Here is an 11579-nt window from a genome sequence, read left to right as displayed (position 1 = left end):
CGGGGCAAGCGCCACGCAAAAGGCGAATTCCGTGGAAAGAATTTCTGTTTGCGCTCACATGGCGGAACCGGTTCACCTGGACCCGCCGCGGCGGCGCAGCACCCACTCCGCGGCCCCCGCGGCGCCCGCCGCCCCCAGCAGGGACAGCGCCCCGGCGAGCGCGCGCCGCGCCGTCCGGCGCTCGGCCAGCACCCGCTCGGGCGCGCGGGAGGCCGCCGGGCGCGGGCGCGTCCAGTCCATCCCGTTCTCCTCCCGCGAGGGCAGGGAGCCGGTGTAGGGCGGCGGCAGCGGCAGCCACGTGGCCGTCCACGCAGCGCTGAACATGACCAGGCGCATCACCAGGTTGATCCACACCAGAAGCCCAACCAGGACCGCGAAGGAGGCGTAGACCGGGTTGCCGAGCGTCCCGGCCAGCAGCAGCGCGGCGGTGGCCTTGAGGACCTCGAAGCCCACCGCGCCGAGCAGGGCGCCCCGCCACATCATCCGGGCCGGTCGGCCGCTGCCCGACAGGAGCGTGAAAGCCAGCACGAAGATCGCCATGTTGACGCTCACGGCGATCACCAGGGCCAGCAGGCGCAGGGCCAGGTCGGCCGCCAGGGACCCCTCCAGGCCCACCAGCGACAGGAGCCACTGCGTGGCCGCCTGCGCGACGCTGGTGACGGCCACGGTGAGGAGCAGGGCCGCGCCCAGGCCCAGCATGAGGAGCAGGTCCACGGCCTTGCGCAGCAGGAGGTTGGGGCCCTCCCGCAGGTTCTTGAGCCAGATGGAGTGCAGGGCCTCGCGCAGCGCCGCGACGGAGTTCAGGCCCGCGTAGAGCAGGCCGAGCGCGCCGAGGACGCTCGCGCCCACGCGTACCCTGGCGATCTGCTCGACGGGGAGCTGGTCGGACAGGCCGGGCAGCACGTCGTCCAGGGCCTGCTGGAGGTAGTCCCCCACCTCCACCTGCACGGCCGCCAGGTAGCCGACCGCGGCGAAGCCCAGGGCGAGCAGCGGGAAGAAGGCCAGGAAGGTGAAGTAGGTGACCGCCCCGGCGAGCTGGTTGCCGTTGCGGTCGGCGTAGCGCTCGTAGGCGCGCACCAGGTGGTCGACGGCGGGTCTGCGCCTGCGCAGCCCCCAGTAGGCGTCCATGGACAGGTTCCGGTAGTGCCGGGCCGTGTCCCTGAACCGGTCCAGCACCGTGGCCACGTGTCCCCTCCTCCTGCCGTCCGCTGTTGCCTGTCCTGCCCCGAAGACGGTCGGGTAATCGCCCCCGCGGCGGGGGTGGTCCCCGGCACACTCCGGCCTTGGGCACACTGGGAAGGGCAGAGTCGTCCGGGGAGGGAGACACCGGTGGGGGGCGCGGGGGCGCGGCTGCGTGCCGTGTTGGGTGTGCGGTCGTCGGGTCCGTTGGGGGCGTGGCCCGACCGGGCCCCGGACGCGGACGCGCTGGTGCGGGCGTTCGGGGAACGGTTCGGCGAGCCGCCCGCCGGGGTGTGGCACGCGCCGGGGCGGCTGGCGCTCATGGGCGAGCACACCGCGGCCAGCGGCGGCGTCGGACTGTACGCCGCCCTGCCGTGGGGCGTGACGGCGGCCCTGGCCACCGTGGCGGCCCCCGGTGTGCGGGTGGCCGCGCCCGGCGGTCCGCTGCGCCCCCGGGAGGCGGCCGCGCGCGCCGTGGCGGAGGCCGTGGCCGAGGCGCGCCGCACGGGGGCCCTGGACGCCGGCACGGGGGTCCGGGTCCTGCTGGACGCGGACCTGCCCGAGCGCGCCTCCCTCGGCCACTCCGCCGCCGCGGGCACCGCCGTGGCGCTGGCCCTGGCCGACCTGGACGGCGGGCCCCCTCCGGAGGGGGCCACGGTGGACCAGCGGGTGGCGCTGGCGGCCAGGCCCGGGTGCGTGGTCCGGGTCAACCTGAGGACCATGCGCACCACCGTACTGCCCTTCGACCTGGCCGAGGCCGGGCTGCGGCTGGTCGTGGTGGACACCGGCGCCCTGCCCCCGCGCGACCTGCGCGCGGTGCGCTCGGCCGAGCTCAGGCGCGCGCAGGAGACCCTGGGCCCGCTGCGCGCCGTGCGGGACCTGCCCGGCTCGCTGCGGCGGCTGCCGGACCCCGCGCTGCGCCGCCGGGTGGAGTACGCGGTCACCGAGGTGCACCGGATCAACGCGGCGGTCGGGCTGCTGCGCTCCGGCCGGGCCGCGGAGACCGGGCCCATCCTCTCCGCCTCCCACCTGTCCCTGCGCCGCTTCGGGCTGCCCACCCCGGAGGCGGACCTGGCCGCGGAGACCGCCGCCCGGGCCGGGGCGCGCGGCGTGCGGATGTCGGGCTGGGCGGGGACCGTGCTGGCCCTGGCCGCCGAGGAGCGGGTGGACGGGATCCGGGAGGCGCTCGCCGAGGAGTTCCGCGCCCGGGGCTGGGTGCCGCCGAGGGTGCGCGCCGCCCTGCCCTCCGCCGGTGCCCACCGCCTGCGCTGAGCAGGGCGCCCGCCGGATCGCGCCGGTCGGGGCGCCGGGCCCGGCCGGAGGCGGTCGGCGCGAACCCCGCTACCCTTTTCGCGATCCCACGGGGTGGAAGTAGCGACGAGCGACGAGGCGTCCCCCCGGCGCTGAGCAGATAGGCGATGCGATGCCCAACCGAAACGACCACGGGGAGGCCGGCCGGACCGGTGAACACGACAGACAGGGCGTGTTCAGGCGCGGCGGTGCTCCGGGCGTACCCGACGAGTTCGAGAAACTCTACCGCTCGCGTGAGTCCGAGCAGCGGGTGGTCGGCGAGACCCGCCGCCTCCCGCCCGCCGGGGAGGCCCCCCCGCCGCGGTCGGGCCGGCCCCGGCGGCGCACCCACAGCGCGGGCCGCGAGTACGACGGCCGGGGCATCCAGCGCCGCCGCAAGGAGGAGCGCCGCAGGCGGCGCAACACCGTCCTGGTGACCCTGCTGGTCCTGCTCCTGGTGCTCCCCACCGGGCTCTACCTGTGGGCCGACGCGCGCCTGGTGCGGGTGGACGCCCTGCTGGACTACGAGGGCCGCCCGGACGACCAGCCCGGCACGACCTACATGATCGTGGGCTCCGACAGCCGGGACGGACTGGACGACGAGCAGATCCGGGAGCTGGCCACCGGCCGGGCCGAGGGCCGCCGGACCGACACCATCATGGTCCTCTACCTCCCCGACGACGGCGGCGAGCCCACCATCGTCAGCGTCCCCCGCGACTCCTACGTGCCCCTGGCCGTCCCCGGCTACGCGGACAACAAGATCAACGCCGCCTTCGCCGACGCCGTGTGCGGGACCAACGAGGCGGGCGAGGAGGTCTGCGGCGGCCCGGCTCCCCTGGTGGAGACCTTCGAGCGCGCCTCGGGCGTGCACGTGGACCACTACGTGGAGATCGGCATGGGCGGCTTCGTGAACCTGGTGGACGCGGTCGGCGGCGTCGAGCTGTGCCCCGAGGAGCCCATGGTCGACCCCAAGGCCGGTCTGGACATCGAGGCGGGCTGCCAGGAGATGGACGGCGGCACCGCCCTGGGGTACGTGCGCACCCGCGCCACCCCCCGCGCCGACCTGGACCGCATCGCGCGCCAGCGCGAGTTCTTCTCCGCCCTCGTCCAGGAGGCCAGCGCGCCCTCCACCCTGCTCAACCCGTTCAAGTCCGTGCCGCTGGTGCTCGCGGGAACGGACACGTTCATGGTGGACGAGGGCGACCGCCTGCGGCACCTGGCCACCATGCTGCTGGCGATGCGCGGGGGCACGCAGACCACCGCGATCCCGGTGGGCGGCACGCCCACCCTGGCCGGGGTCGGCTCGGTCGTGGTCTGGGACGAGGTCCGCTCCGAGGAGATGTTCGCCGCCATGCGCGCCGGTGAGCCGATCCCCGAGACCGCCTTCCAGGAGTAGGGCACGCGGGACCCCGTTCCCCGGGAAGCGGGGTCCCGGGAAAGGCGAAGGGCCCGTCGCCGAGGCGACGGGCCCTTCTTCGTGACGTTCCGTACTGTGCGCGCCTACCCCCCAGCGGGCGCACGGCCGGCACGTCGGTCCTTGTGGCAGAGGGGCGGAAAACCCGCTCTGGCCTGCCGGTTCTCACCGGCACGACTCCACAATAGGTCAAAGTTCGCTTGGGGTGCGAATCCTGGCCACGTGGCCTATGTCGCACCGGGAGGCCGCACCGGCTGTCCGGCAGTGCCATCCTCCCATCATCACCCCCCGGATGTACGCCGAACACGGGAAACGTGCTGGAAAACTTCACGTGTCACGATCCCCCAGATCCTGCCAAAGGGCACTTTTCGGACATCCCACCGCTGCGGGCGTCCGGACACGACGACGCCCGGGCGGTCCCTCGGGACCGCCCGGGCGTGGCGCACCTCTCACCGCCCTCCGACACCCGGGGTGACCGGCTCGGAACGGCGGCCCGGGTCAGGCCAGGCGCTTGGCGAGGTTCTCGTCCAGGGCGGCGAGGAACTGCTCGGTGGTGAGCCACTCCTGCTCGCCGCCGACCAGCAGCGCGAGGTCCTTGGTCATCTGGCCGCCCTCGACGGTCTTGATGACGACGTCCTCCAGGGTGTTGGCGAACTCGACGACCTTGGGGGTGTTGTCGAGCTTGCCCCGGTGCTCCAGACCGCGGGTCCACGCGAAGATGGAGGCGATCGGGTTGGTGGAGGTGGGCTTGCCCTGCTGGTGCTGGCGGTAGTGGCGGGTCACCGTGCCGTGGGCGGCCTCGGCCTCGACCGTGCGGCCGTCGGCGGTGCGCAGGACCGAGGTCATCAGGCCCAGCGAACCGAAGCCCTGCGCGACGGTGTCGGACTGCACGTCGCCGTCGTAGTTCTTGCAGGCCCAGACGTAGCCGCCCTCCCACTTGAGCGCCGCGGCGACCATGTCGTCGATCAGGCGGTGCTCGTAGGTGAGGTTGGCGGCCTCGAAGCGCTCCTTGAACTCGGTGTCGTAGATCTCCTGGAACACGTCCTTGAACATGCCGTCGTAGGCCTTGAGGATCGTGTTCTTGGTGGACATGTAGACCGGGTAGTTGCGGTCCAGGCCGTAGTTCAGGCTCGCGCGCGCGAAGTCCTCGATGGACTTGCGGAAGTTGTACATGCCCATCGCGACGCCGCCCGCCTCGGGGAAGTTCGCGACGTCGAACTCGACCGGCTCGCTGCCGTCGGCCGGGGTGTAGGTCATGGTGACCGTGCCGGGGCCGGGGACCTTGAAGTCGGTGGCCTTGTACTGGTCGCCGTGGGCGTGGCGGCCGATGATGATCGGCTTGGTCCAGCCCGGGACCAGGCGGGGCACGTTCTCGCAGATGATGGGCTCGCGGAAGACGACGCCGCCGAGGATGTTGCGGATCGTGCCGTTGGGCGAGCGCCACATCTTCTTGAGGCCGAACTCCTCGACCCGGGCCTCGTCCGGGGTGATGGTGGCGCACTTGACGCCGACCCCGTGCTCCTTGATGGCGTTGGCCGCGTCGACGGTGATCTGGTCGTCGGTGCGGTCGCGCTCCTCGATGCCCAGGTCGTAGTACTTCAGGTCGACGTCGAGGTAGGGCAGGATCAGACGGTCCTTGATGAAGGACCAGATGATCCGGGTCATCTCGTCGCCGTCAAGCTCGACTACGGGGTTCTCGACCTTGATCTTGGCCATGGCTGTGTGGCTGTCCCTTCAGTCTTCGCTACCGCCTCGTGCGACGCGGCACGGCGGCCGGTTCGTGGCCGGAGCCGGTCCGCGCGCGGCGATCAGCGGCAATCACCTGGTCCGCCCCGGGGTCCGTGCTCCCCGGGGAGGCGGTGCTTGTCAGTGTCGCGGTATCTCGACGTCAAGCTTATTCGACGCCTAGGAGGAGAGTTGCGGCGCCACCCATGCCAGGACGATCAGCAGGACCGCCAGGGTGACCAGGGTCAGCAGGTCGATCCAGCGGCGGCGCACGGCCAGGATGCCGACCCAGTCCTCGGGCAGCAGGAGCCGGAAGGCCGCCGCCAGCAGCAACGCGCCCGCGATGATGGCCGGACCCCGCTTGAAGTAGGCCGCGGCCACGACCACGGTCCCCGCCGCGAGCGCCGACAGCACGAGGAAGTAGGGCACCTGGGCGAGCCAGTACGGCACCTCAGGCCGCGCCGCCTCCGGGCCGCCGTCCGCGGCCTCGCCGGGTCCCTCGGCCTCCTCGCGGCCCTCCCCGCCGGGGGCCGCCTCCTCGGGCGCCCTCTCCTCCGGCGCGCCCTCGTCCGCGTCCGCCAAATCCGTCCGCCCCGCCTTGTCCACCGCGTCCCGACCCGTTCGGTTGAGAATTGTCTGGCCGCCTCGCGGCTCTTGCACGTCATCCCCGGGAACTGGCCCAGACCGGCCACCCGCTGGAGCCAGGGGTGTCCGAAACCGAACAGCGCCGTGGGAGGCTCACTTCCCCCAGGTGTTCGGTGGTGCCGCGCGGGAAGCGAGGCTTCCCGTCCGGGTGAGACGCGCCCATTGTAGTGATCCGCGCAGCCGAAGCCCCAGGGCTCACGGAAACGGTCCGCTGCCTGCCCGGACCCCTTGGGGACCGTTTCCCGCTTGCGGTTCGGTCACAGAGACGTATTCACCCGCCTTGTCCGTCTAACTCCGGAGTAAGAGCGTAGAACGCCGACCAGCCGGGTAACCAAGCTGGAGATGAGTGCCACGGTGAGCGAGGACCACCCCCATGAAGCCCACTCAACGCGCAGACCGAGCCATCGTCCCCCGACAACCGTCCCTGCACCACCGTCGTTCGCACCCCCACCGGCAGCGCCACCCCACCCCGGGAGGATTCACCGTGGACGGCCCCTACCTCCGGGTCGAAGAGACCGGGGACACCCGCCAGCTCACCGGTGAGGTCACCACGGTCGGCCGCGGTGAGGGCGCCGACATCCGCCTCGACGACCCGAGCGTCTCCCAACTGCACGCCGAACTGGTCCGCCGCGGCCCCTACGTCTACGTGGTCGACCTGGGCCTGTCCCGCAACGGCACGCGGGTGAACGGCCGGCCCATCGCCCGCCGGGTCCTGGAGGAGGGCGACGTGGTGACCTTCGGCACCGCCCGGTGCCGGATCGGCGGCCTGCCCCAGGAGCAGATCAGCCCCGACGTCGAGCTGCGCCGCGGCGCCGCCCCCGAGCTCACCCGCAGAGAACTGGACGTGCTCACCGCCCTGTGCCAGCCCGCGCTGTCGGAGGAGGCCTTCGTCGCCCCGGCCACCGCCCGCGACATCGCCGAGGCGCTGGTGGTCACCGAGGCGGCGGTCAAACAGCACCTGCTGCGGCTCTACCAGAAGTTCCGCATTCCCGAGGGGCAGAACCGCCGGACCCGGCTGGCCAACGAGGTCGTGGCGCTGGGCCTGGTCCGGCCGATGCCGATGAACGGTTCGAGCCGCAAGGCCAGCTGAGCTGCGGTGCCCCCGCGTGCGCGGGTGGACCGCCGTCAGCCGGCGGAAGCCGCACCCGGCCCCCGCCCGCGGCCCGGCCCCGGACGCGGCGAAGGCCCGCACGCTCCCGGTGAGGGAGGGTGCGGGCCTTCGCCGCCGCCTCACTTCAGGAGGCTGAGCAGATCGAGTTCGCTGAATACGGGCAGCGTCTGGAAGAAGTCGTTGACGGAAGCGGCGGCGGGGCTGGCGGCGGCCAGCGACCCCACCAGCGACAGGGCCAGGACGGCCAGGATCCGGCTGGTGCTCTTCATGGCAGACTCATCACTTTCAGTAGTTATTTACTACTTTCAGTTACTGAGAGTGCCCGGGGACGGTGGCCGCGAAACCCCCACCGCGTCGTCCCGGTGACGTGGGAACGCCACGCCGCACCCGGGAGGGACCCCCTCCGCGCCCGCCGTCGGCCTCCCCCGCCCGACGCGCGGTTCCGCCGCGGAACCGGAGCGCGCACCGGCGCCCGGACGGCGGTTGCCGGGCATGTTCTCGTGCCCCGACCTCACACACGCCTCCCGCGCCGACATAGGTAGGTGAGGGGACGGGAGGTACGCCTATGAGGCGCGGCACGGCCGGGGACCACTCCGATCAGCGCGCCTTCAACGCCCTGTTCGAGGAGCACTACGACAGCGTCTACCGGTACGCGCGACGCAGGGTCGGCCCCGACCACGCCGACGACGTGGCCTCGGAGGCCTTCGTCGTGGCCTGGCGGAGGAAGAGGGGGCACCTGGAACCGGGGCGGGAGCTGCCCTGGCTGTACGCCTGCGCGGGGCGCGGCGCCAGGACCTGGTCGCGGACTCGCTGAGACAGGAGCCCGGGCTTGCCCGGGCGCATCCCGACGACGCCGACCGGGTGATCGAGCGCACCGGGGCCCTGGCGGCCCTGGCACGGCTGACCGAGATCGAACACGAACTCGTGATGCTCGTGACCTGGGAGGGACTCGACAGCCGCCAGGCCGCCGAGGTCGTGGGGTGCACCCGCGTCACCGCCCGGGGGCGCCTGCACCGCGCCCGCCGGAAAGGGCCGCGGTGCGACGGCCGCACACGGTCTTCCGCCGTGTGCGGCCGTCGGCGGTCCCGCCCCGGGGGCCGGTCCGCCGCCGCGGGCCTAGCTGGCGGCGGCCTGGCGCTCGGCGGCCTCGACCACGTTGACCAGCAGCATCGCCCGGGTCATCGGGCCCACGCCCCCGGGGTTGGGGGACAGGTACCCGGCCACCTCGGCCACGTCCGGTACGACGTCGCCGACCAGGCCGGACTCGGTGCGCGAGACGCCCACGTCCAGCACGGCGGCGCCCGGCCTGACCATCTCCTTGGTGATCAGCCCCGGCACACCGGCGCCGGCGACGATGATGTCGGCACGGCGGGTGTGCTCGGCGAGGTCACGGGTGCCGGTGTGGCACAGGGTGACGGTGGCGTTCTCCGACCGGCGGGTCAGCAGCAGGCCCAGGGGGCGGCCCACCGTCACGCCGCGCCCGACCACGACCACCTCGGCGCCCTTGAGGGGCACGTCGTAGCGGGTGAGCAGCTCCACGATGCCGCGCGGGGTGCACGGCAGCGGGGCCTCCTGCATCAGCACGAGCCTGCCCAGGTTGGAGGGCTGGAGGCCGTCGGCGTCCTTGGCCGGGTCGATCAGGCCGAGCACCCGGTTCTCGTCCAGCCCCCGGGGCAGCGGCAGCTGCACGATGTAGCCGGTGCAGGCGGGGTCCTCGTTGAGCTCGCGCACGGCCCGCTCCACGTCCTCCTGCGTGGCGTCGGCGGGCAGGTCGCGGCGGATGCTCGCGATGCCCACCTGCGCGCAGTCGCGGTGCTTGCCGCGCACGTAGGAGTGGCTGCCCGGGTCGTCGCCGACCAGGACCGTGCCCAGGCCCGGGGTGATCCCCTGCTCGCGCAGCCGCGCCACCCGGGAGGTGAGCTCCTCGCGGATGGACGTGGCGACGGCCTTGCCGTCCAGAACGATCGCGCTCATCTGTTGCTCCTCGCTCAGTGGAAGAAGTGCCGGGTGCCGGTGAGGTACATGGTCACGCCCGCGGCCTTGGCCGCGGCGACGACCTCCTCGTCGCGCACGGAGCCGCCCGGCTGCACGACGGCGCGGACCCCGGCTTCGGTGAGGATCTGGAGTCCGTCGGCGAAGGGGAAGAAGGCGTCGCTGGCGGCCACGGAGCCGCCCACCCGCTCGCCCGCGCGGCTGACCGCCAGGCGCGCGGAGTCGACCCGGTTGACCTGGCCCATGCCCACGCCCACGGTGGCGCCGTCGGCGGCCAGCAGGATGGCGTTGGACTTGACCGCGCGCACGGCCCGCCAGGCGAAGGCGAGGTCGGCGAGGACGGCCTCGTCGGCGGGTTCCCCGGTGGCCAGGGTCCAGGAGGCGGGGTCGTCGCCGGGGGCGTCGATGGCGTCGCGGGACTGCACCAGGAGGCCGCCGCTGATCTGGCGCTCCTCCGTGCGCGCCCCGGCTTCGGGGCCCCGGGCCACGAGCAGGCGGATGTTCTTCTTGCGGGTGAGGACCTCCACGGCGTCGGGGTCGAAGGCCGGGGCCACGACGACCTCGGTGAAGATCTCCGCGATCTGCCCGGCCAGCCCGGCGCCCACGGGGCGGTTGGTGGCGATGACCCCGCCGAAGGCCGACACCGGGTCGCAGGCGTGCGCCTTGCGGTGGGCCTCGGCGTTGTCGGCGCCGACGGCGATCCCGCAGGGGTTGGCGTGCTTGATGATGGCCACGCACGGCTCGTCGAAGTCGTGGGCGGCGCGCAGGGCGGCGTCGGCGTCCACGTAGTTGTTGTAGGACATGGCCTTGCCGTGCAGCTGCTCGGCTCCGGCCAGGCCGGTGGCGGGGGCGCCCGCGGGAGTGTACAGCGCCGCCTTCTGGTGCGGGTTCTCGCCGTAGCGGAGCACGTCCCGGCGGTTGTGGGCCACCCCGAGGAAGTCGGGCCAGCCCGTCTCGGCGGCCTGCTCGTCGGGGGCGTAGGTCCCGGAGAACCAGCCCGCGACGGCCGCGTCGTAGGCGGCGGTGTGCTGGAAGGCCAGCCCGGCCAGGCGCTTGCGCTGCTCCAGGGTGAACCCGCCGTCGCGGACGGCCTCCAGGGTGGCGTCGTAGGCGGCCGGGTCGACCACGATCGCCACGCTGCCGTGGTTCTTGGCCGAGGCGCGCACCATGGCGGGGCCGCCGATGTCGATCTTCTCGATGCAGTCGGCCTCGGAGGCGCCGGAGGCGACCGTGTCCCGGAAGGGGTAGAGGTTGACCACGACCAGGTCGAAGGGGGCGATGCCCAGTTCCTGGATCCGGGCCATGTGCTCGGGGTTGCGCTGGTCGGCGAGGAGCCCGGCGTGCACGGAGGGGTGCAGGGTCTTGACCCGGCCCTCCATGATCTCGGGGAAGCCGGTGACGTCCTCGACGGGGGTGACGGGGATGTCGGCCTCGCGCAGCCGCGCGGCGGTGGAGCCGGTGGAGACGATCTCCACCCCGGCCTCGGCCAGGCCGATGCCCAGCTCCTCCAGACCGGTCTTGTCGTAGACGCTGATCAACGCACGCCTGATGGCCTGCTGGGTCACCGGTTCTCCTTCGTTTCGGTCGCGTCGGCGACGCTGTGCTCGGTGCGGCCGAACCGCACGTGCCTGCCGTCGATGGTCCAGCCCTCGCGGGCGAGCCTGCCGACCGTGTCGACCAGCATCCTCCGCTCCACGGCCTTGATGCGCTCGTGGAGGCTGGACTCGTCATCGTCGTCCTCGACGGGGACGGCCACCTGGTCGATGATCGGCCCGGAGTCGACGCCCTCGTCGAGGAAGTGGATGGTGGTGCCGGTGATGCGGACACCGTGGGCGAGCGCGTCACGGACGGCGTGCGCGCCGGGGAAGGAGGGCAGCAGCGCGGGGTGGATGTTGACCGCCGGGTGGCTGCCGATCACCGCGGGGCCCAGGATGCGCATGAAGCCGGCGGAGACCACCAGGTCGGGGTGGTGCTCGCGGATGCGCTCGGCCATGGCGGCGTTCCACCGCGAGCGGTCGGCGAAGGAGCGGAAGGGAACGACGAACGTGGGCACCCCGGCCCGCTCGGCCAGTGCGATACCGCCGGTCCCCTCGCGGTCGGCCCCGACGGCGACGACGCTGGCCCCGTACCCGGGGTCCCTGGACGCCTCCAGCAGGGCGGCCATGTTGCTGCCCGTGCCCGATATGAGGACCACCACTCGCGCGGACAATGCTTCTCCCATTG

At 73.1% G+C, this 11579-nt stretch carries 11 protein-coding genes; 4 read left to right on the top strand and 7 right to left on the bottom strand.

Translation table 11 applies throughout. The features are described 5' to 3' along the window. Positions 1 to 72 precede the first annotated feature (72 nt). Positions 73 to 1185 (bottom strand): YihY/virulence factor BrkB family protein, encoded by a 1113-nt coding sequence (locus FYW95_RS20680; protein WP_159943866.1) that lies wholly within the window; start codon positions 1183 to 1185, stop codon positions 73 to 75. Between the two features lie 144 nt (positions 1186 to 1329). Between FYW95_RS20680 and FYW95_RS20675 the strand changes: the two genes are divergently transcribed. Together FYW95_RS20675 and FYW95_RS20670 are read left to right on the top strand one after the other, a co-directional pair. Then, positions 1330 to 2451, top strand: a complete 1122-nt coding sequence (locus FYW95_RS20675; RefSeq protein ID WP_159943867.1) for a galactokinase family protein — start codon at positions 1330 to 1332, stop codon at positions 2449 to 2451. 151 nt (positions 2452 to 2602) lie between these two features. After that, a complete protein-coding gene (locus FYW95_RS20670) occupies positions 2603 to 3865 on the top strand; it encodes an LCP family protein (protein WP_159943868.1) in 1263 nt (420 codons plus the stop codon). A 516-nt stretch (positions 3866 to 4381) separates the two neighbouring features. Here the strand turns inward: FYW95_RS20670 and FYW95_RS20665 are convergent. Both FYW95_RS20665 and FYW95_RS20660 read right to left on the bottom strand, forming a co-directional pair. Further along, positions 4382 to 5599 carry an NADP-dependent isocitrate dehydrogenase gene (locus FYW95_RS20665; protein WP_159943869.1) on the bottom strand — a complete coding sequence of 406 codons (1218 nt, stop codon included), beginning with the start codon at positions 5597 to 5599 and terminating at the stop codon, positions 4382 to 4384. 189 nt (positions 5600 to 5788) lie between these two features. Further along, positions 5789 to 6214, bottom strand: a complete 426-nt coding sequence (locus FYW95_RS20660) for a DUF3017 domain-containing protein (protein WP_159943870.1) — start codon at positions 6212 to 6214, stop codon at positions 5789 to 5791. A 523-nt stretch (positions 6215 to 6737) separates the two neighbouring features. Between FYW95_RS20660 and FYW95_RS20655 the strand changes: the two genes are divergently transcribed. After that, complete coding sequence (locus FYW95_RS20655; RefSeq protein WP_159943871.1) at positions 6738 to 7343, top strand: FHA domain-containing protein; 606 nt, start codon at positions 6738 to 6740, stop codon at positions 7341 to 7343. A gap of 140 nt (positions 7344 to 7483) precedes the next feature. Here the strand turns inward: FYW95_RS20655 and FYW95_RS20650 are convergent, their stop codons facing one another. Then, positions 7484 to 7633: a hypothetical protein gene (locus FYW95_RS20650; protein ID WP_159943872.1), complete on the bottom strand. Its 150-nt coding sequence runs from the start codon at positions 7631 to 7633 to the stop codon at positions 7484 to 7486. Positions 7634 to 7929: 296 nt separating this feature from the next. Between FYW95_RS20650 and FYW95_RS28410 the strand changes: the two genes are divergently transcribed. Beyond that, the gene (locus FYW95_RS28410) at positions 7930 to 8178 is read left to right on the top strand and encodes an RNA polymerase sigma factor (RefSeq protein ID WP_236567912.1); all 249 of its coding nucleotides are present in this window, start codon (positions 7930 to 7932) and stop codon (positions 8176 to 8178) included. 302 nt (positions 8179 to 8480) lie between these two features. Here the strand turns inward: FYW95_RS28410 and FYW95_RS20640 are convergent, their stop codons facing one another. From FYW95_RS20640 to purN, 3 genes are read right to left on the bottom strand one after another with little or no spacing between them, the layout of a single operon-like run. Continuing rightward, positions 8481 to 9338, bottom strand: a complete 858-nt coding sequence (locus tag FYW95_RS20640; protein ID WP_159943873.1) for a bifunctional methylenetetrahydrofolate dehydrogenase/methenyltetrahydrofolate cyclohydrolase — start codon at positions 9336 to 9338, stop codon at positions 8481 to 8483. Positions 9339 to 9352: 14 nt separating this feature from the next. After that, positions 9353 to 10921 carry a bifunctional phosphoribosylaminoimidazolecarboxamide formyltransferase/IMP cyclohydrolase gene (gene purH, locus FYW95_RS20635; protein ID WP_160050661.1) on the bottom strand — a complete coding sequence of 523 codons (1569 nt, stop codon included), beginning with the start codon at positions 10919 to 10921 and terminating at the stop codon, positions 9353 to 9355. Next, the gene (gene purN, locus FYW95_RS20630; protein ID WP_159943940.1) at positions 10918 to 11553 is read right to left on the bottom strand and encodes a phosphoribosylglycinamide formyltransferase; all 636 of its coding nucleotides are present in this window, start codon (positions 11551 to 11553) and stop codon (positions 10918 to 10920) included. The genes purH and purN overlap by 4 nt, the downstream gene beginning before the upstream one ends. Positions 11554 to 11579 lie beyond the last annotated feature (26 nt).

It is taken from the genome of Nocardiopsis sp. FR4, assembly GCF_009830945.1.
Lineage (GTDB): Bacteria > Actinomycetota > Actinomycetes > Streptosporangiales > Streptosporangiaceae > Nocardiopsis.
Note: the sequence above shows the minus strand (reverse complement) of the source record. Positions and strands in the feature narration are given on the sequence as shown.